Here is an 18732-nt window from a genome sequence, read left to right on the forward strand (position 1 = left end):
GTGTGACCGGCCCGCCGGCGGGCGTGACCGTCACGGGCGGACGCGCGGCCGGGAAACGGCCTGCGGCGCGAGAACGCCTGCGCTCCTGGAAGGGCGCCCCCCATCTCCGGCCGTGGACGGCGGCGCCGACCTCGGTCCGCCCGGGCTGTCGGGGCGCGAGGGAGCGACGGGGCGCCCCGGCCTTCTCGGGCCGGGCTCGCCTCGCGAGGGGCCCGTGCGTCCTTCGGCCGGTCACGTGACCCTGTCGCCGAAGCGGCCCGCGCGGATGCTGGACCGGCGACGTGGGCGGGCCGCCGGGCCGGGCCGCTCCCGCACCGGCTGCCCACCTCGAACGGGGGGCTTCGGACCTCCTGCCCACACCGGATGCCGATGATCCGCTCGGCGCCGAACCTCGACCGCCCCCAAGGGACGGGCCGGGCCGGACGCCAACCCCACCCAGTGGAATAGGGAGGAGCAACATCGGCAGTGGCAGACGTCTTCAAGCCAACCGCCTCGATTTCAGAGCGTCGCAGCGGCTTTCACTCGGGATCTAGCCGACGCGTAGCTGCGCTCTGCGATGCATCGGCCCGAACCTGCTCGGAAACGGTTTGTCCGGCTATGCGGATCGCCTCCGAGGCATTCCGGTTCGAGCGCTCGGCCAGCTTAGATAAAGGATTCGGATACGCACACCACCCGTGGCCAACGTCCAAGCCGCCGTAGCTCGGGGTCCCAGCGGCACGCCCGCCAACCTCTTCAGGAGCCTCGGCGGACCGAGGAACAGGACCGGACAGCACATGGCCCGCATTGGCTCCAAAGCCTTCCTTGTGCCTCCGGAGAGGTCTGCATAAGCAGATCATGGAACATCAGCGCCCGCTCCGGTCTCGCTCAGCGCACCGAATTCGGCGCTCCTGACAAGGAAGCGAATGCATGCAGCGTCCATCTTGGTTTCTTGCCGTAGTCCTGGTTGCAGCGGCAGGAATTGGCGGACTTGCGGCAGGAACGCTGTCGGACAAGCCCCGCGAGGCGTTGGACCGATCAAGTTATGTGATCCGCGAAACGCTCGGGCTTGAGAAGAACTGGGTCCGCGTTCCTGGACCGGAGCAGGCCGAAGGATTGGAGGCCGTGGCCTGTCCCGCCCCATCGCATGCGGTGGTGCTCGTGACGGGCGGTCAGTCGAATGCGGCGAACTCCAATACCTCCATGTCCCAGATCAGGGCGGATGCACCGGTCTTTACGTGGTTCGAAGGTCGCTGCTATCCGGGCGGGGACCCTATGCTCGGCGCAAGCGGCCAGAGGGGAAGCCTGTGGCCGGAACTCGGCCAGCGACTCGCGGACGAGCTTGGCCGGCCGGTCCTGTTCATCAACGGTGCGATCGGCGGCACCCAGGTCGGCGACTGGTTGGACGATCGGTCTGGCTACTACGCCGCGCTCGCTGGACGGGTGGCATCAGCACGCCAGGCAGGCTTCGAGCCCGATCTGATTCTCTGGCACCAAGGCGAAACCGACGCCTTGGCCGAACACGACATGTCAATGCTCGAGCGCCGGTTCAGTCAGTTGGCGGACCGTCTGCTCGCCGACATGCCCCAAAGCCAACTCTATCTCTTCCAGGCTTCCAAGTGCATCGGCTCGAAGCGGGCAAAAGGTGTGGAAATCGTTCGCGAGGTGCAGGCCAACACCGTTCGGGGACGCGACCGCGCCATCCTCGGCATGAACACCGACGAACTCGGTGACGAGTTTCGATGGGACACCTGCCACTTCAACAGTCTGGGCCGTGCCGCCATCGTGAACCACCTCGCACCCGAACTGACGGCGCTGCTGAGCCGCTGATCGCCCCCTCCGGCCAGTTTACCAGCCACCTTGTTATGGGCCTGCTTCGTGCCAAGCAGGCCCTGCGCGCCTGGGGCTTGCCTTCGTCATGCCGAGCTGGACCGTCACGCACCGCCTTGAGACGGGAACCGCTCGATCAACAGGACGTTTCCCGATCCGAAGCGGGAAGGTGGACCTCCGGGGTCCCGCCCCCGCATGACCGGAGGATTCCCATGGGACTTTTCAGCAAGGACATCGCGACGCTGGACGATCTTTTCGTCCACCAGCTCCAAGACATCTACTACGCCGAAAACCAGATCACCAAGGCCCTGCCCAAGATGATCTCCAAGGCCACGGACCCGCAGCTCCGCTCGGGCTTCGAGCAGCATCTGGCCGAGACGCAGAACCAGATCAAGCGGCTGGAGCAGGTGTTCCAGATGCATGGCCAGTCGCCCAAGCAGGTCGACTGCCCCGCCATCGACGGCATCATCAAGGAAGCCAACGAGGTCGCGGGCGAGGTCTCGGATAAGGAGGTGCTGGATGCCGCCCTCCTGGCCGCCGCACAAGCGGTGGAGCATTACGAGATCACCCGCTACGGCACGCTGATCGCCTGGGCGAAGCAGCTTGGTCGCCCGGACTGCGCGAGCGTTCTCCAGCAGAACCTCGACGAGGAATATGCGACTGACAAGAAGCTGACCGCCATGGCCGAGGCCAAGGTGAACCAGCGGGCCGCCTGAGGCACAACACGACGGCGTGAAGGACCGGCGGGGCAACCTGCCGGTCCTTTCGCCTGCGGATGAGGCCTGCTAGGTGGCGCGATCCCTTCGCGAGGTTCCCGCCATGGCCAACGACATCTATTCCGGCCTGACCCAGCTCGGGTCGGCCACCCGCCTGCCCCAGAACCCCGAGGAGGCCGTCCTCGAACGTGTGGAGAACCCGCAGAAGGGCACGGCCTACGTGGTGCGGTTCACCGCGCCCGAGTTCACTTCGCTCTGCCCGATGACGGGGCAGCCCGACTTCGCCCATCTGGTGATCGACTACGTGCCGGGCGACTGGCTGGTGGAGAGCAAGTCGCTCAAGCTGTTCCTCGGGTCCTTCCGCAACCACGGCGCGTTCCATGAGGATTGCACGGTTTCGGTCGGCAAGCGGCTCGTGGATCTCCTCCAGCCGCAATGGCTGCGGATCGGCGGCTATTGGTATCCGCGCGGGGGCATCCCCATCGACGTCTTCTACCAGACCGGCCCCCTGCCCGAGGGAGTCTGGCTGCCGGACCAGGGGGTGCCGCCTTATCGCGGGCGGGGCTGAACCCCGCCCGAAGACCGTTTAGGTCCCGCTGCCGGGCTCGGCCATCTTGCGATGCTGCTCGGCCATCATCCCGGCGGGAGTGATGTTGGCTATGGCCGATTGGATCTTGTTCTTCCAGCCCGCGACCACGTCGCCCTCGCCATTCATCATGGCTTTCCAGCCCACCTCGGCCACCATGGCCGGGTCGTCCTTCTTCGAGGTGCCGACCTTGGTATCCTCAAGATGGGCGCGCTCGAAGAACTCGGTCTCGGTGGCACCAGGCATCAGGTCCGTGACCGTCACCTCGGTGTCCTTGAGCTCGTTCCGCAGCGCGAAGGCGAAGGAGTTGATGAACGCCTTGGTGCCGTTGTAGACGGCCTGAAATGAGCCCGGCATGAAGCCCGCGATCGAGCCGGTGATCAGGATGCGACCCTTGTTGCGGGCACGCATGTCGCGGCCGACCTTCTGGATCAGGTAGATCGTGCCGGTGATGTTGGTGTCCACCACGTGCCGCGCCTCGGCGAAATCCTGGTCGAGGAAACCATGGCCGAGCCCGTGCCCGGCGTTGGCGCAAAGCACCTCCACGGGACGCCCGCGCAGCGTTTCGTAAAGTTGGTCCACGCCCTCGGTCGTGGAAAGGTCCACTTCCATCGCTTCGACCTCGGCTCCCAGGGCACGGAAGTCCTGCGCCGCTTGCTGGATCTCGGGTTGATCGGCGGCGATCACGAGGTCATGCCCGTCCCGGGCAGCGATCTTGGCCAGTTCATAGCCGATGCCCGACGAAGCGCCGGTGACGATAGTGAGGGGACGTGTCATGGAAAAACTCCTTGGCTGCGGGGCCGCGACGCGCCCCGGTCCGATTCCCCTCGCAACGCACCGGGTGTCGGAGCGTTCCGGAACCTCGGCGCGCGGGACGTGTTGGCGGGGGCAGACCCTCGACGGGAGCCCGACCATGGCCGAAACGACGACCGATCACGACACCATCCGCAAATGGGCCGAAAGCAAGGGCGGCAAGCCCGCCGCCGTGGACCGGACCCATTCCGAGGGCGACGTGGGCCTGATACGCCTCATGTTCCCCGATGCACCCAACTCGCATCACGATCACCTCGTGGAGATCGCCTGGGAGGAGTTCTTCCAGGAGTTCGAAGACAAGCAGCTCGCGCTCCTCTTCGACGAAGGCAGCCTGTTCAACAAGCTGATCGGCCGCGACACTGCCGAGAAACGCGAGCACGGCGACCACGCGGCGGCGCGGCACAAGTAGCGCCGGAACATCGCGGGCGGCCCGGGAATCGGGTCGCGCCTGCCAGGAACGATGCCATGCCCGACAGCCGCCTGCCCCGCGATGGGGCGCCCGACAGCTCGTTCGCGCTCTGGCGCGAAGGCTACAACTTCATCCCGCGCCGCTGTCGGCGACATGGCACCGACGCCTTCCGCACGCGTCTCATGCTCAAGGAGGCCTCCTGCGTGCAGGGGGCGGACTGGGCCGAGATGTTCTACGACGGCGACCGCTTCACCCGTCGCGGCGGGCTACCGCTCTCGGCGCTGACGCTCCTGCAGGACGTGGGCAGCGTCATGACGCTCGACGGTGCCGCCCACCGGCACCGCAAGGGCCTGTTCCTTGACATCCTGGGGCCGGAGGCAGCCTATCGGCTGGCCCAGGTCGCGCGGGCCGAATGGGAGCGCCGCCTTCCGGACTGGGAAAGCCTTCGCGCAGTCACGCTGTTCGACGAGATGCGGGAACTGCTGTTCCACGCGGTCTGCGACTGGGCCGGCGTGCCGCTGGGACCCGAAGCGCCGCAGCGGCTCTACGAGGTCGCGGAGATGGTCGAAGCCTCGGCTCGCGTGGGACCAAACAACTGGCGCACTCATCTCCTGCGGGCGCGGACCGAGCACTGGGCCCGCCAGATCATCCGTGAGGCGCGGGCGGGCCACTCGATGCCGAAAGGGACGGCGCTCGAGAGCATTGCGCAGCACCGCGACGAGAAGGGGCGGCGGCTGCCCGCCCGGATCGCGGCGGTCGAGCTCATCAACGTCATCCGACCCACGGTCGCCGTGGCCCGCTACATCGTCTTCTCGGCCCTGGCGCTCCATCGCCGCCCCGAGATGGTCGAGCGCCTGCGCACGGGCGACGAGGCCTTTGCCGAGGCCTTCGCGCAGGAAGTGCGCCGCCTCACGCCATTCATCCCGATGATCGGCGGCCGGGCGCTGCGGGATTTCGAGTGGAAGGACTTCCACTTCAGCAAGGGAGATTGGGTACTGATCGACCTTTTCGGCACCGACCGGGACCCCAGGCTCTGGGACGACCCAGACGGTTTCCGGCCCGAGCGGTTCTTGGACCGCATCCCCGGACCCTACGACCTGATCCCGCAAGGCGCCGGTGACCATGCCACGACCCACCGCTGCCCCGGCGAATGGATCGCGCAGGAGCTGACGAAGATGGGCGCGCAAATGCTGGCCTCGCTCGACTATCAGGTGCCATCGCAGGACCTGTCGGTGGACCTGAGCCGCATTCCAGCCATCCCCCGAAGCGGCTTCCTCATCGGACAGGTCCGGCAGGCCACCGCCTGAGCGCTCGCAAATGAGTGTTCTACTTGGGAACCGTCACGGCCCGCTCCTGTTGACGTCGGCGGCCGCAGGCGCGCGGCGGGTCACGGGATCAGGGGCACGATGAAGCTTGTGGTGTTCGGACTGGCTGTCAGCTCCTCTTGGGGCAACGGCCACGCGACCTTGTGGCGCGGGCTCATCCGTGCGCTGACCCGGCTGGGGCACGAGGTCGTCTTCTTCGAACGCGATGTGCCTTGGTACGCCGACACGCGCGATCTCCAAGAGTTGCCCCTAGCGGCCGAGCTGGTGCTTTACGCTGACTGGACCTTGGTCCTGCCCCGCGCGCGCGCCGAGGTGGCCGGGGCCGACGCAGTGATGGTCACGTCCTTCTGCCCGGACGGCCCTGCCGCCTCGCGACTTGCCTGGGACGAGGCACGAGGCACGACTGCCTTCTACGACATGGACACGCCGGTGACGCTGCGCCGGCTCGAAAGCGGCGAGGCGGTGGACTTCCTGCCCCCCGAAGGTCTCGGGCCCTTCGACCTCGTGCTCAGCTACACGGGCGGGGTGGCGCTGGATCTCCTGCGCACGCGGCTGGGCGCACGGCGGGTGGCGGCGCTCTACGGCCATGTGGACCCCGATGTGCACCGCCCTGCCACCCCCGACCCGACGTTTCGAGGGGACCTGTCCTACCTGGGCACCTATGCCAGCGACCGGCAGGCGGCCTTGGAGCGGCTATTCGTCGACGTGGCGCGCGCGCGGCCCGGCCAGCGCTTCGTGCTGGCCGGCGCTGCGTATCCTCGGGACTTCCCGTGGACGGACAACATCTTCTTCGTGAAGCATCTGCCCCCAGCGCAGCATTCCGCCTTCTTCGCCTCTTCGCGCCTCACGCTCAACGTCACGCGCGAGGCGATGGCCTCAATGGGGTGGTGCCCTTCGGGACGGCTTTTCGAGGCGGCGGCCTGCGGCGTTCCCCTTCTCAGCGACACCTGGGCGGGGCTGGGGGATTTCTTCGCTCCGGGAACGGAGATACTGACCGCCCGCACCACCGCCGAAGCCATCGCGGCGCTGGACCTCACGGATGCCGAACTCCAGCGCGTCAGCCGCGCCGCCCGCGAGCGGGTGCTGGCCCAGCACACCTCGGCGGCCCGCGCGGCCGAACTCGTCGCTTATCTTGGCGGGTCGTCCTGCCTGTCCGCCATACAAGGGGAGACCGTCGCATGTGGGGAGTGATCCCGGCCGCCGGGAACGGCACGCGCATTCAGCCCCTCGCCTTCTCCAAGGAACTGCTGCCCGTGGGCGGGCGGCTCTCGGGCGACGGACGCGCCCGACCCAAGGCGGTCAGTGAATACCTCGTGGAGCGCATGGCGCTCGCAGGAGCCACCAAGGTCTGCTTCGTGATCTCGCCTCACAAGGGTGATATCCTGAAATACTACGGCGGCCACTGCGACCTCGTGGACATCGCCTATGTCACGCAGCCCGAACCTGCGGGTCTCTGCGACGCGATCTTCCGCGCCCATCCTGTCATCCCCCCGGACGAGCCGGTGCTGGTGGGCCTGCCCGACACGATCTGGTTTCCCGAGGATGCGCTGCGCGCCTTGCCCGACGACCGGCTGTCCTTTCTCCTCTTCCCCGTCGAGCAGCCCCAGCACTTTGACGCCGTGGTGACGGACGCGGAAGGTCGGGTGCTGGCCATCGACGTGAAGTCGCCCGAGATCCGTTCGGACTGGGTCTGGGGCGCCTTCAAGATGCCTGGGCATGTCTTCCACGAGCTGCGCGATTTCTGGCTATCGCGCCCCGAGCCGGACGAGTACATCGGCACGCTGGTCAACGCCTGGCTCGCGCAAGGCGGCGAGGCGGTGGGCGTCCGCGCCGGGACCATCTACGCCGACGTGGGCACGCTGGAAGGCTATCGCCTGGCGATGGAACTCCTGGGCCCCGCCGCTGCCGCGGGTGCCTGAGCCAGTGCCGGGCTTCCTCGACCGACTGGCCCGGCGCGAACGCATCCCCGAGCGCGTGGTCGTGGTGGTGGCCCATCCCGACGACGAAGTGCTGGCGGCGGGCTCGCGCATGAACCGCATGGAGAACCTGACGGTGATCCACCTCACCGACGGTGCCCCCCGCGACATGGAGGACGCCCGGCGGTTGGGCTTGTCCAGCCGCGACGACTACGGACGCATGCGCCGCCGCGAGGTGGTCGCCGCCATGGACGCGCTGGGTGCAGACCCCGAGCTTCTCTGCTACTGGCACCCCGACAAGGAAGCGATCCTGCACGGACCGGCCATTCTCGACCAGCTCGTCGAAGACTTGGGCGAAGCGCAGGTCGTCATCACCCACGCCTACGAGCACGGCCACCCAGACCACGACACGGCGGCATTGGGCGTGCGGCTGGCGCTGCGCCGCCTGTCCGCCGACGGACGCGAGGTGCCAGGGGTCTACGAATTCCCCATCTACGCCATAGAGGGCGATCGGCCCGTCTTCGGTCGCTTCCATCCCGACCCGAAGTCCCCCGAGACAGTGTTGCACCTGACCGAGGCGGAACGCGCCCGGCGCGATGCGGCCTTGGCCGAGTACCGCAGCCAAAGTGGCGTCCTCGGCTTTGCGAGCCAATGGGAGGAACGGTTGCGCCCCGCGCCGCTCTATGACTTCCGTCAACCGGCGCCGCAGGGTCTCGCCTGGTATGACCGGCACGGCTGGGACATGACGCTGGCTCGCTGGCGGGAGCACGCGAACGCGCTTCTCGACCGGGAGGGCGCATGAGGCTTTCGGTCCTGAGCGTCGCGTACCCGCTGGCCCCTGTGACCGCCGACCCGGTGGGCGGTGCCGAGCAGGTGCTCGCGCGGCTCGATCGCGCGCTGGTGGCTCGCGGGCACCGCTCGCTGGTCATCGCCTGCGAGGGCTCGCGGGTCGCGGGCGATTTGCGCCCCATCCCGGCCGTCGCGGGCCCGATCACCGACTGGGACGCCGAGCGCGTCCGCGCCGCCGTCCGCGCGCGCATCGCCGAGGTCGTCGCGAGCGATCGGCCCGATGTGATCCACCTCCACGGCATCGATTTTCCCTCCTACCTGCCGCTCCCGGGGCCGCCGGTCCTCGTGACGCTGCATCTGCCGCTCGACTGGTATCCCCCCGAGGCCTTGGCCCCCGTGCGGCCCGGCACGCACCTGCACCCCGTCTCCGCCGCGCAGGCCGCCACCGCGCCGCCCGGGTCCCGGATCGAGGCGCCCATTGAGAACGGAGTGGACATCCCCGACCTCAAGCAGCGGCGCCGCTGCTACGTCTTCGCGCTGGGCCGGATCTGCCCGGAGAAGGGCTTCGACGACGCGCTCGATGCCGCGCGACTGGCCCACGTACCGCTCCTCCTTGCCGGTACCGTCTTCCCCTACCCCGACCACGAGCGGCACTTCCGCAGGGCCATTGCTCCACGCCTATCGTGGCGACGGCGCTGGATCGGTCCCGTCGAGGGCGCGCGCAAGCAGGCGCTGCTCGCAAATGCGCGCTGCGTCCTCCTGCCCTGCAAGGCGCGCGAGACCTCCTCGCTGGTCACCATGGAGGCTCTGGCCGCTGGAACGCCAGTGATCGCCTATCCAACCGGTGCCCTGCCCGACATCGTGGAGCACGGGCGGACCGGCTTTCTCGTCCGCGACGTCCCCGAGATGGCCGAGGCTATCCGAAAGGTTGGCGCCTTGGACCCCGAAACCTGCCGCGCCGCCGCCATTGCCCGATTCGGGGCCGACCGCATGATCGAAGGTTATCTGCGCCGGTACGAAGACTTGGCAGCCAAGTCAGCGAGGCTCCGCCCAATCGAGACGGTCACTGGAACCTCACAGGCCCGCGAACGTTTGTAGCCGAACGAAAGTAGAAGGCTTCGGGGGGTCCCATCAGCGTCCGGCTTTATCTGATCCGCCACGCCACCCACGCGGATTTCGGGCACCGGCTCACCGGCCGGGCCGCAGGCGTGCCCCTCACGCCCGAGGGCGAGCGGCAGGCCGCTGCGCTGGGCCGTCACCTCTCTGGAGAAGGGCTGACCGCCATCCACACCAGCTCCCGCGAGCGCGCCCGCGCCACGGCCGAAGCCATAGCCCAAGCGACTGGCGCACCTCTCGCGGTGGTCGAAGCGCTGGACGAGATCGACTTCGGCGACTGGACGGGCACCGAGTTCGCCACCCTGTCCGGCCAGCCCGCCTGGGATGACTGGAATAATCGCCGCGCCAGCGCACGCATCCCGCGCGGCGAGAGCATGGCCGAGGCCGCCGCCCGCATCGAGATCCATGTGGCGTCGCTCTCGATGCGCTCGAGCGAGCGGATCGCCCTCGTCACCCACTGCGACATGATCCGCGCCCTCGTGGCCCGCGTGCTGGGCCTGTCGCTCGACCACCTCCTGCGCTTTGAGATCGGACCCGCCTCGATCAGTCGCTTGGAGGCCGGGCGCTGGGGCGCTCGGGTGCTTTCCCTCAACGAATCCATCGGAATGACCGCATGAAGGACGTGCCTGAACCCGGCAACGACGACCTCGCCCGCCGCATCGAAGCCCTGGGACCCTGGTTCCATAACCTGAGGCTCGGTGGCATCGAGACGGCGCCCGGCCATTTCCTGGGCGACTTTCCCCGCACCAAGTTCGAGCGGTTCGCCCATGCGATCCCTGAACGCCTCGATGGCAAGTCCGTGCTCGACATCGGGTGCAACGCCGGCTTCTACAGCTTGGAGTTGAAGCGGCGCGGCGCCTCGCGCGTGCTCGGCATCGACCATGACGAGCATTATCTTCGACAGGCGCGGCTCGCGGCCGAGATCGAGGGCTTGGAGATCGAGTTCCGGCAACTCGAAGTCTACGACGTGGGAGCGCTGGGCGAGACGTTCGACGTCGTGGTCTTCATGGGCGTGCTCTACCACCTGCGTCACCCCCTTCTGGCGCTCGACCTCATCCGCGAGCATGTCTGCGGCGACCTGATGGTCTTCCAGTCCCTCTTGCGCGGCCCGGAGCAGGTGCTGGACGTGCCGGAGGAGGCGCCTTTCTCCGAGGAGGCGATGTTCGAGACCGCCGGCTATCCGGCCGCATACTTCATCGAGCATCTCTATGCCGACGACTGGACCAACTGGTGGGTCCCGAACCGCGCGGGCGTCGAGGCCATGCTGCGGGCCTCGGGCTTCTCCATCGAGACGCGCGCGTCCGAGGACGTCTATATCTGCCGCCGCGCCGAGGTGCCCTATGCGCAATGGGGCGCGGGCGCGGCCTATCCGGCAAGGGGAGCCGCGCGATGATCGACTCGGTGATGTTCTGGAACGAGCCCAACAACAAGTCCCACTGGGACCCGGCGCTCGATCCCGACTGGTCGCGGTTCGCCGCGATGATCAACCTTGCGGGGTCGGCCGTCGCGGGCGTGAATCCCGGCATGACGCGGGTTCTGGGAGGCATCTCGCCCATCGACCCCAACTATATCCGGCATCTGGGGACCCTGGGCGTGCTCGACAGCGTCGACGTGATCGCCGTCCATGGGTTCCCGCTCGACTGGAACCTGTGGCAGATTCATGAATGGCCCGCCAAGGTCGCCGAGATCGAGGCCGTGGCGCCCCATCACCCCGTCTGGGTGAGCGAGGTGGGCGTAGGCTCGTTCGGGGCCGAGGAGGTGCAGGTCTTCGGCGTCCAGAAGACGGCGGAGCTGCTCGTCGGCCGCGTTCCCCGCGTCTACTGGTATTCGCTCTTCGACCTGCCGCGCGAATGGGGGGCCACGACACGGCACAAGGAGGCCGAAGGGTCGAGCTACTACCGTCACTTCTACATGGGCCTCATCCGTGAGGACGGCACCCCGAAGCCGGGCCTTGATGCCTACGCGCCCCATGCAGCCGAGATGGGCCTCATGCAGTGGTTCCACTTCGAGGACCCGCGCCTGCCAACGGCCGTGGAATGGATGAAGCGGCTGGACGTGCGGCACCTGCGCACCGGACTTTCCTGGGCCGACAGCTTTCGCCCTAACGCTCTCGACTGGTTCGACCGCCAGATGGAGGCGCTTCAGGATTTCGACGTGATGGTGACCTTCTGCTTCACCCCCGAGCACCTGGGCCAGGGCCGCCACCACACGAGCCCGCCGGACGACCCGCAGCAGTTCGCGGACTTCTGCGCGGCCATGATCGAACGCTACGCGCCCGCGATGCCCGCGCGCGCCACCGCAGGGAGGATCTGAGGTGCCCGACGGAAGTCTCGCCCGCGAGGGCATCAACGTCGCCATCGTGGGCATGGGCAACTGCGCGAGCTCGCTCGTGCAGGGGATCGCCCTGTATCGCGACCACGACAGGAACGAGCACACGGGCCTCATGCACTGGGACCTCGGCGGTTACCGGCCCAGCGACATCCGTATCGTCGCGGCTTGGGACATCGACCGGCGCAAGGTCGGGCAGGACGTCGCCCGCGCCATCTTCGAGAAGCCCAATTGCACCGCCATCTTCTGCGCCGATGTGCCCGAAACCGGCGCGAAGGTACGGATGGGCAAGGTTCTCGACGGCTTCGCGCCGCACATGGCCGAACAGCCCGAACATCGCACCTTCCTGAAGGCCGACCTGCCCGAGCCCGATCGCGACGAGGTCGTTCGCACCCTGCGCGAGACGGGGACTCATGTCCTGATGAACTATCTTCCCGTGGGCAGCCAGAAGGCGACCGAGTTCTACGCCGAATGCGCCATCGAGGCTGGTGTCGCCTTCGTCAACAACATTCCCGTCTTTATCGCTTCGGACCCTGCCTGGGCCCAGCGCTTCGCCGCGGCGGGCGTGCCCATCATCGGTGACGACATCAAGGCGCAGGTGGGCGCCACCATCGTCCATCGGGTGCTCACGGACCTCTTCGCCAAGCGCGGCGTGCGGCTCGACCGGACCTACCAGCTCAACACCGGGGGAAACACCGACTTCCTCAACATGTGGGCCCGCGACCGGGTGGCCTCCAAGAAGATCTCCAAGACCGAGGCCGTGCAGGCCGTCGCCGGTCAGCGGCTCGACTGGGAGAACATCCATGTCGGGCCGTCGGACTACGTCCCTTGGCAGAACGACAACAAGGTGGCCTTCATCCGGCTTGAGGGCACCATGTTCGGGGGCGTGCCCATGCACATGGAGCTCCGCCTTTCGGTCGAGGACTCGCCGAATTCCGCGGGCGTCGCCATCGACCTGATCCGCTGCGCCAAGCTGGCCCGCGACCGGGGCCTCGCCGGTCCCATCGAGGCGCCGGCCGCCTTTTTCTGCAAGCACCCACCCCGGCAGATGCAAGACGACCTGGCCTATCAGGCCGTCGAGGATTTCATCCGCGAAGGCTGAAACGGCAAGGCCCCCGGCCGAAAGGACCGGGGGCCGTCGGGGTCTCTAGCTGCCCGTGGGAACGGGCGATCAGGCCATCAGGCCAGTGTCCTGGTGCGACGGCACGAGGTCGAAGCGCGCGTCGTCCTCGGTCAGGTCCGCGACGGCGTAGTCGAGGTCCTGCTCCTGCGCCGAGCTGGCCGAAAGGACGTCGCTCGAGGCTGCGGGCCCCTCGCCACCCAACGTGATCTCGAATGCCGAGATGTCGCCGTTGAAGTTCGCGCGATCCCAGGGGCTGCCGAAGACCATGTCATGCGAGCCGAACCGGCTTCCGCCGACGACGCCATCGCAGTCGGTCTGGGCGGCCAGCTTGTCGTCCACCCAGATCTGAAGCTTGCCGTCCTCGAGGTTGACCACGATGGAGTGGTCCTTTCCGGCGGTGGCGTTGAGCGCGGCCCCCTTGGTCGTCAGGCTCACGGTGGTGTCACCCTCGCGCTGAATGCGGAAGTTCAACTCGCCCGTCGAAGTGACCGAGGCCAGGAAACTACCATGCATGCGGAAAAGCTCGCCCGCTGCGCCTGCTGCATCCGCATCCAGTTTGAAGGCGATCATCATGTCGTCGGTGCCGACGACCTCGTCCATGTGCTGGCGGTCCACCCGGGCCGTCACGCCCTTGGCGGTCAGCTGCATCCCGTCCGAAGTCATCGAGGGGGCCGCGCCCAAATCGACGGACTCGGTCCCGTCCCAGCCCACGAAACGACCGCTCACGAGTTTCAAGACGTCCGTTTCCGAAGCTGTCGGAACCTGAGGAACGTCGACGTCAGGCGCGGGCGTGGTCGGGTCAACAGGTTTGGCGACCGCGCCACTCAGTCCCTGCGTGAGCAGCGAGCCCGCATTGAGCTTGTCGATCTCGCTGCCCGTGAGGGCGACAAAGACGTGCTCGCCGGCAGCGTCGGTGAGGGAAGCCGCCGTGAAGAGCTTGCTGTAGTGGTTCGCCTTGGTGGCGTCCTGATCCTGAGCCACGATGTTGTCGGCCACCGTCCAGCCAGCCCTGGCATCCGGCAGGTAGGCCGTGATGTTCTTGGTCACGACGACGTTCTGCGAGCCCGAAGCGACACTGATCCGGGGGATCTCCACGCCGGAGTCCTTGCCGTCGTCAAACTCACCATCGGCCCGCAGGACCGAGTTGTTGCGGATCGTAAGCCCGTTCGTCTCACCCACGGTGATGCCGTGAGCATGGCTGTTCGTGACCGTGTTGTTCTCGATCAGGATGTTCTGGTAGGCCATGGCGGCAAAGGACTTGCGCCCAAGATCCACTTCCTCGTTGCGCATGAAGATGGACTGGGTCCAGCCGCCGTCGCCAATGTCGAGCACGTTGTCGCGGATCGTTATGTTCTTCGACGGAACAACCGTGCCGGTCGTGAAGAACTGGATCATGTCAGCGTGATCCACGGAGGCATAGGACCGCTTGAAATCGTGAATGTGATTTCCTTCGATCAGGACGTCCTGTACCGCCGAAAAATTCATCCCATCCATCCGGATCGAATGAATGTCGTTATCGCGCACCGTCAGCTTGGAGTTACCAGTGTGGACCATGCCCCGATAGAAATCGAAGATCTCGTTATTCTCGATCACCACACCGGCGCTGCCGCGCACGAACAGGCCGACTCCATAGCCGAAGCCGTTCGCGGTGGCAGAAACGCCGCTCGCGAGGTCCCCGTCGAACGTGCTGTTGCGGATCGTGAGGTTGTCGCAAACGTCGAAGGTGAAGGGACGATAGGTGATCGGGTCGCCGGCTTCGAACTCATAATCGAACTTGATCGAATCGAAGGTCAGGTTCGACGCGCCCCGTGCGATGACGGAGTCGAAGACCGCTGGGCGCGACGGGTCGGCCGACTTGATCGTGATGTTCGGCGGTAGATTGATGTCGAAATCAGTCTGCCTGTCCAGGCGGAACTCACCGTAGTTCCCGCTGCTCAGCAGGATCGTCTCGCCACCCTTGCAGGAGCCCAGAGCGGTATAGAGTTGTGACAGATTAGAAACGTTGATGGTCGACATTGTGTCCCTCGTGTTTGTCGCGCTGACTTATGCGTACAGTCGCTGTCTTTTGTTTCCCTCAAAGTGGTGACTTGTCGTAGAAAGCCAACCCCTGTCCAGACCGAATTAGGTCAGCATTCGCAATTGAGCGGATCCCTGCTGAATTGGCCGTACGGCTCGGGGAGAAGATAGTCCGCCATTTCGCCCGCAGGTTGCGAGCCGCGGATTGTGCTCATCGGATTTTCTCCTTTGATGCGGAACGCATGTTCCCGCTTGGCGCCGGATTGCAGCCCTTCGAAAGGGACAATGGGCCCATATGGCGTCCCCTGCGGCGGCCCGACCGGTTGGCCTGCCGCCGACGGCCGGCGCACATTGCGTGACGGGGCATCTGCCCCTTGCCTCACGACTCGCGGAACGCGCGGTTCAGGTGGCTCGATATCGGATGGAGGAGGAAGGCCATGACCGAATGACCGCCTGTTTGAAGGAAGGCCTCGACAGGCATACCCGGAATTAGGGCGATATCGGAGCCCAGCCGGTCGAGCTCCTCGGGCGTGACCGACAGCGTGACCCGGTAGAAGGACTCGCCGCTCTGCGGATCGGTCACGGCCGCCGCCGGCACCTCGCGCACCTCGGCTTGAAGACGCGGGGTCGTCGCGGGGTCGAGAGGCGCGATGACGATCTCGGCGGGCTGGCCGGGATGCACCTGGTCGATGGCGCGGGGATCGACCCGCAGCTCGAACTCGACCCCAGTGCCGAGCGGCACCACCTGAAGGAGCGTGGCGCCGGGCGCGATCACGCCGCCCAGCGTCGCCACCTGCACGTCATGCACGACCCCCTCGGCCGGGCTGCGCACCACCGTCCGCTCGAGCTCGGCCGACCGGGTCACGATCTCGAGCATCAGCTCGTCCACCTGGGCCGAAGCTTCCCGGAGGTCGCTCGCCACGGACTCGCGGAACTCACGCTCCTTCTGAAGAGTGGCCAGGCGTGCGTCCTCCATCTCGATGCGGACCGAGGCGATCTCGGCCTCCAGCGACTCGATCTCGCCGTCGATGCTCGCCACGCTCCGAGTGATGTCATTGAGCTCGCGCCCGGCCACCAGACCCTGCTCGTTGAGTGAGCGGGCATTGGCCAGGTCCTCTTCCAGCAGCGCCGCCTGCTCGCGCTTGGCGGCGATCTGGGCTTCCAGGCCATCGATGCGGGCCTCGGATTGCCGAAGCGCCTCCTGAAGCTGCGCCTGACCACCGGTCAGCACCTCGGCCCGGGCCGCGAAGATGCGGCGCTGCGCCTCTTCCTGCGCCGCCGTGGCGGGACGCGCGAAGGGCAACTCGGGATAGCGGAACACCGGCTCGGCCAAGCCCGCCTGCTCGGATTCGAGCCGGGCCCGGAGCGCCAGCGCATCCGCCAACCGCACGCGGGCGATGCCGAGGTTGGTCTCGACCAAGGTGGCGTCCAGCTGCACCAGCACGTCGCCTGCCTGCACGCGATCGCCGCTCCTGACGGCGATCTCGCGGACGATGCCTCCGTCGAGCGACTGAACGAGTTGCGGCTTGCCCGCGACCACGATCTGTCCGCCGCTGACCACGGCACCTTCGATCTGGGCAAGGCCGGCCCACCCTCCGAAGACGGCGGCCAAGAGCGCCAAGGCGGCGACGCCCCGCCGAATCGGCCTGCGCAGGTCGGTGACGGGAACGGAGTCGAGGGTGGCAGAAGCGGTCATGGAAGGCTCCTAGATCTCAGCGGCGGCCGGCGGCCGACTGGTCGCCGAGGCGCGCCATGGCCTGGGCCACGCGGCGGGGCATGGGGGGATCGGCTTCGGGGACATCGGCGCCGTGGGGGGGCACCTGCGCTGTCTCCAGCACGTTGGCGAGCCGCGTGAACAGGTTCTCAGCCGCCGGCGCAGCTTGGACCACGACCGGCTCCCATCCGAGCCGTGCCGGCATGGCGGCGGGCGCGAGCGGGATATGGTCGTTCGCCGGCAGCACCGCAGTCGGGCCCAGCACGTCCGAAACGGGGCCGAACCGCTCCACCCGGCCGTCCTTGAGCACGAGCGCCTTGTTGAGCACAGCCAGGGCGGCGGGGCGGTGCGTGACCACGATCACCACCGATCCGGCGCGGCGCAGAAGCGTGATCACCCGCGCCAGCGCCTCGTCACCGGCCGCGTCCAGGTGGGCGTTGGGCTCGTCGAGCACCACCACCTTGGGCCGGCCACAGATGGCGCGCGCGAGACCCAGCCGCTGCATCTGGCCGCCCGAAAGCGTGGCCCCGCCGGCGCCACCCACTTCAGTGGCATAGCCCTTGGGCAGGCTCAGGATCAATTCATGGATGCCCACGACCTTGGCCGCCTCGATCACCATCTCGTCGGTCACGCTGGGATCGAAGCGGGCGATGTGGTCGCGGGCCGTGCCGGGCAGCAGGTCGGGAAGCTGCGGCAGGTAACCCAGATGACGGCCCAGCCGCTCGGGCGCCCATTGGTCGAGCGTGGCGCCGTCCAGCCGGACCTCGCCCGCATCAGGGGTGACGATCCCCATGAGCACGCGCGCGAGCGTGGACTTGCCGCTGCCCGAGGGACCGACGATGGCCAGGCCGTCGCCCGGCTCGAGCGAGAAGCCCACCTCGTCGAGGAGAGGCCGGCGCTCGCTGTTGTTGGCCGAAGGGGGCGCGAGCTTGGTGACGTCGCGCAGCTCGATATGGCCCTGCGGCTCGGGCAGGTCGACCACGGCCAGCGTGTCGGGCGCGTCGGCAAAGCTGCGGCGCAGGGCGTCGCGGGCCCGGGCCGCGCGCTGGATCGCGCGCCAGTTGCCGATGATCTGGTCCACGGGCCCCAGTGCCTTGCCGGACAGAATGGAGGAGGCGATGATCATGCCGCCGGTGATTTCGCCCTGGATGACGAGCCAGGCGCCCGCGGACAGGATCGCCGACTGGAGGAGCATGCGAAACGCGCGACTGGTGGCGGCGATCATCTCGGCCGGATGACCCGAGCGCTGGCCCGCGGCGAGCGCGACGTTGCGGAGACCCTGCCAGCGGCTGACCACGGCACCCTGCATACCCATGCCGAAGATCGCCTCGGCGCCGCGGCGGGACCGTTCGGCCAGCTCGCGCTCGGCGGACTCGCCTGCCAGCGTCCGGTCGATGGCGTCACGGGTCAGCAGATGGTTCGCCCAGGCAAGGGCGGCCGTGACCAGGGCGCCGGCGATCGTGACCGCGCAGAGCATCGGATGCACGAGATAAAGCACCACGAGGTAGAGGGGCACCAGCGGCGCATCGAAGAGCGCGCCCACCGCGCCGCCCGACAGGAAACCGCGCACCGTGTCGAGGTTCTGCAGCGGCTGGGAGGGAGCAGCGACCGGCTGGCCGGCGCGTGGCACGCCCGGAAGTCCCTGCCGCAGGAGCTGGGCGAAGGCCCCCGCTCCCAGCGCGAGGTCGAGCCGCACGGCGGCGAGGCCTAGGATCCGGGCCCTGAGGAAGTCGAAGAAGCCCAGGAAGGCGTAAAGGACCACGACGATGGCGAAGAGGGCGAGCAGCGTTTCGACCGACTGGCTCGTGAGAACGCGGTCGTAGACCTGCAGCATGTAGATCGAGCCCGTCAGCATCAGGACATTGAGCACGATGCTGAAGCCGAAGACCGCGACGCAGGTGCGTCGCAGATTCCGCCAGGCCGCAAGGAACACGGCCCGGGGCTGGGGCGTTATGGTGGTGAAGTGCGAGTTCATCGTCCCGTCCCATCGCAACCGGGGCGCTTCACAGCCATGCGACGACGGCCCTCCGGGCGGGAGGGGTCTAGGCATGGGCTGCGTCACTGGTCCCTGGTTC

17 protein-coding genes are annotated in these 18732 nt (G+C 67.5%); 13 read left to right on the plus strand and 4 right to left on the minus strand.

The features are described from left to right. Positions 1 to 906: 906 nt before the first annotated feature. From FHG71_RS01155 to queF, 3 genes are all read left to right on the plus strand, one after another. Entirely contained in the window at positions 907 to 1806 is a 900-nt protein-coding gene (locus tag FHG71_RS01155; RefSeq protein WP_139079764.1) for a sialate O-acetylesterase, read from the plus strand. A gap of 212 nt (positions 1807 to 2018) precedes the next feature. After that, positions 2019 to 2522, plus strand: coding sequence for a YciE/YciF ferroxidase family protein (locus FHG71_RS01160; protein WP_139079765.1), 504 nt, complete (start codon positions 2019 to 2021; stop codon positions 2520 to 2522). Between the two features lie 103 nt (positions 2523 to 2625). Then, positions 2626 to 3090, plus strand: a complete 465-nt coding sequence (queF, locus tag FHG71_RS01165) for a preQ(1) synthase (RefSeq protein ID WP_139080012.1) — start codon at positions 2626 to 2628, stop codon at positions 3088 to 3090. An 18-nt stretch (positions 3091 to 3108) separates the two neighbouring features. Here the strand turns inward: queF and FHG71_RS01170 are convergent, their stop codons facing one another. Continuing rightward, on the minus strand, positions 3109 to 3885 hold the full coding sequence (locus FHG71_RS01170; protein ID WP_139079766.1) for an SDR family NAD(P)-dependent oxidoreductase: 777 nt from the start codon (positions 3883 to 3885) through the stop codon (positions 3109 to 3111). 136 nt (positions 3886 to 4021) lie between these two features. Between FHG71_RS01170 and FHG71_RS01175 the strand changes: the two genes are divergently transcribed. The 10 genes from FHG71_RS01175 (at position 4022) to FHG71_RS01220 (ending at position 12906) form a co-directional block, all read left to right on the plus strand. Continuing rightward, entirely contained in the window at positions 4022 to 4330 is a 309-nt protein-coding gene (locus tag FHG71_RS01175) for a hypothetical protein (protein WP_139079767.1), read from the plus strand. Between the two features lie 56 nt (positions 4331 to 4386). Beyond that, positions 4387 to 5637: a cytochrome P450 gene (locus FHG71_RS01180; RefSeq protein ID WP_139079768.1), complete on the plus strand. Its 1251-nt coding sequence runs from the start codon at positions 4387 to 4389 to the stop codon at positions 5635 to 5637. Positions 5638 to 5736: 99 nt separating this feature from the next. Beyond that, on the plus strand, positions 5737 to 6846 hold the full coding sequence (locus FHG71_RS01185) for a CgeB family protein (RefSeq protein ID WP_139079769.1): 1110 nt from the start codon (positions 5737 to 5739) through the stop codon (positions 6844 to 6846). After that, complete coding sequence (locus FHG71_RS01190) at positions 6834 to 7574, plus strand: nucleotidyltransferase family protein (protein ID WP_139079770.1); 741 nt, start codon at positions 6834 to 6836, stop codon at positions 7572 to 7574. The genes FHG71_RS01185 and FHG71_RS01190 overlap by 13 nt, the downstream gene beginning before the upstream one ends. 4 nt (positions 7575 to 7578) lie before the next feature. Beyond that, positions 7579 to 8373 carry a PIG-L deacetylase family protein gene (locus tag FHG71_RS01195; RefSeq protein ID WP_176559228.1) on the plus strand — a complete coding sequence of 265 codons (795 nt, stop codon included), beginning with the start codon at positions 7579 to 7581 and terminating at the stop codon, positions 8371 to 8373. Continuing rightward, positions 8370 to 9458: a glycosyltransferase gene (locus tag FHG71_RS01200; protein WP_139079772.1), complete on the plus strand. Its 1089-nt coding sequence runs from the start codon at positions 8370 to 8372 to the stop codon at positions 9456 to 9458. The genes FHG71_RS01195 and FHG71_RS01200 overlap by 4 nt, the downstream gene beginning before the upstream one ends. 53 nt (positions 9459 to 9511) lie before the next feature. Beyond that, on the plus strand, positions 9512 to 10093 hold the full coding sequence (locus FHG71_RS01205) for a histidine phosphatase family protein (RefSeq protein WP_246045309.1): 582 nt from the start codon (positions 9512 to 9514) through the stop codon (positions 10091 to 10093). Further along, positions 10090 to 10869, plus strand: coding sequence for a TIGR04290 family methyltransferase (locus FHG71_RS01210; protein WP_139079774.1), 780 nt, complete (start codon positions 10090 to 10092; stop codon positions 10867 to 10869). Before FHG71_RS01205 ends, FHG71_RS01210 begins: the two co-directional genes overlap by 4 nt. After that, positions 10866 to 11789 carry a beta-xylosidase gene (locus FHG71_RS01215; RefSeq protein ID WP_139079775.1) on the plus strand — a complete coding sequence of 308 codons (924 nt, stop codon included), beginning with the start codon at positions 10866 to 10868 and terminating at the stop codon, positions 11787 to 11789. Before FHG71_RS01210 ends, FHG71_RS01215 begins: the two co-directional genes overlap by 4 nt. Before the next feature lies 1 nt (position 11790). After that, entirely contained in the window at positions 11791 to 12906 is a 1116-nt protein-coding gene (locus tag FHG71_RS01220) for an inositol-3-phosphate synthase (protein ID WP_246045296.1), read from the plus strand. Between the two features lie 69 nt (positions 12907 to 12975). On the opposite strand, the gene FHG71_RS01225 is transcribed toward FHG71_RS01220, so the two are convergent. The 3 genes from FHG71_RS01225 to FHG71_RS01235 all read right to left on the minus strand — a co-directional run bounded on the left by FHG71_RS01225 (position 12976) and on the right by FHG71_RS01235 (position 18632). Then, positions 12976 to 14943 carry a right-handed parallel beta-helix repeat-containing protein gene (locus FHG71_RS01225; protein ID WP_139079776.1) on the minus strand — a complete coding sequence of 656 codons (1968 nt, stop codon included), beginning with the start codon at positions 14941 to 14943 and terminating at the stop codon, positions 12976 to 12978. A 379-nt stretch (positions 14944 to 15322) separates the two neighbouring features. Continuing rightward, complete coding sequence (locus tag FHG71_RS01230; RefSeq protein ID WP_139079777.1) at positions 15323 to 16639, minus strand: HlyD family type I secretion periplasmic adaptor subunit; 1317 nt, start codon at positions 16637 to 16639, stop codon at positions 15323 to 15325. Positions 16640 to 16655: 16 nt separating this feature from the next. Then, positions 16656 to 18632, minus strand: coding sequence for a type I secretion system permease/ATPase (locus FHG71_RS01235; protein WP_176559229.1), 1977 nt, complete (start codon positions 18630 to 18632; stop codon positions 16656 to 16658). Positions 18633 to 18732: the final 100 nt, after the last annotated feature.

The organism is Rubellimicrobium roseum (assembly GCF_006152145.1).
GTDB classification, from domain to species: domain Bacteria; phylum Pseudomonadota; class Alphaproteobacteria; order Rhodobacterales; family Rhodobacteraceae; genus Rubellimicrobium; species Rubellimicrobium roseum.

Bases quoted from the DNA above. Each gene is read 5' to 3' on its own strand.
- FHG71_RS01155 (WP_139079764.1), top strand. From the start codon at position 907: ATGCAGCGTCCATCTTGGTTTCTTGCCGTAGTCCTGGTTGCAGCGGCA.
- FHG71_RS01160 (WP_139079765.1), top strand. From the start codon at position 2,019: ATGGGACTTTTCAGCAAGGACATCGCGACGCTGGACGATCTTTTCGTC.
- queF (WP_139080012.1), top strand. From the start codon at position 2,626: ATGGCCAACGACATCTATTCCGGCCTGACCCAGCTCGGGTCGGCCACC.
- FHG71_RS01170 (WP_139079766.1), bottom strand. From the start codon at position 3,885: ATGACACGTCCCCTCACTATCGTCACCGGCGCTTCGTCGGGCATCGGC.
- FHG71_RS01175 (WP_139079767.1), top strand. From the start codon at position 4,022: ATGGCCGAAACGACGACCGATCACGACACCATCCGCAAATGGGCCGAA.
- FHG71_RS01180 (WP_139079768.1), top strand. From the start codon at position 4,387: ATGCCCGACAGCCGCCTGCCCCGCGATGGGGCGCCCGACAGCTCGTTC.
- FHG71_RS01185 (WP_139079769.1), top strand. From the start codon at position 5,737: ATGAAGCTTGTGGTGTTCGGACTGGCTGTCAGCTCCTCTTGGGGCAAC.
- FHG71_RS01190 (WP_139079770.1), top strand. From the start codon at position 6,834: ATGTGGGGAGTGATCCCGGCCGCCGGGAACGGCACGCGCATTCAGCCC.
- FHG71_RS01200 (WP_139079772.1), top strand. From the start codon at position 8,370: ATGAGGCTTTCGGTCCTGAGCGTCGCGTACCCGCTGGCCCCTGTGACC.
- FHG71_RS01210 (WP_139079774.1), top strand. From the start codon at position 10,090: ATGAAGGACGTGCCTGAACCCGGCAACGACGACCTCGCCCGCCGCATC.
- FHG71_RS01215 (WP_139079775.1), top strand. From the start codon at position 10,866: ATGATCGACTCGGTGATGTTCTGGAACGAGCCCAACAACAAGTCCCAC.
- FHG71_RS01225 (WP_139079776.1), bottom strand. From the start codon at position 14,943: ATGTCGACCATCAACGTTTCTAATCTGTCACAACTCTATACCGCTCTG.
- FHG71_RS01230 (WP_139079777.1), bottom strand. From the start codon at position 16,639: ATGACCGCTTCTGCCACCCTCGACTCCGTTCCCGTCACCGACCTGCGC.
- FHG71_RS01235 (WP_176559229.1), bottom strand. From the start codon at position 18,632: ATGAACTCGCACTTCACCACCATAACGCCCCAGCCCCGGGCCGTGTTC.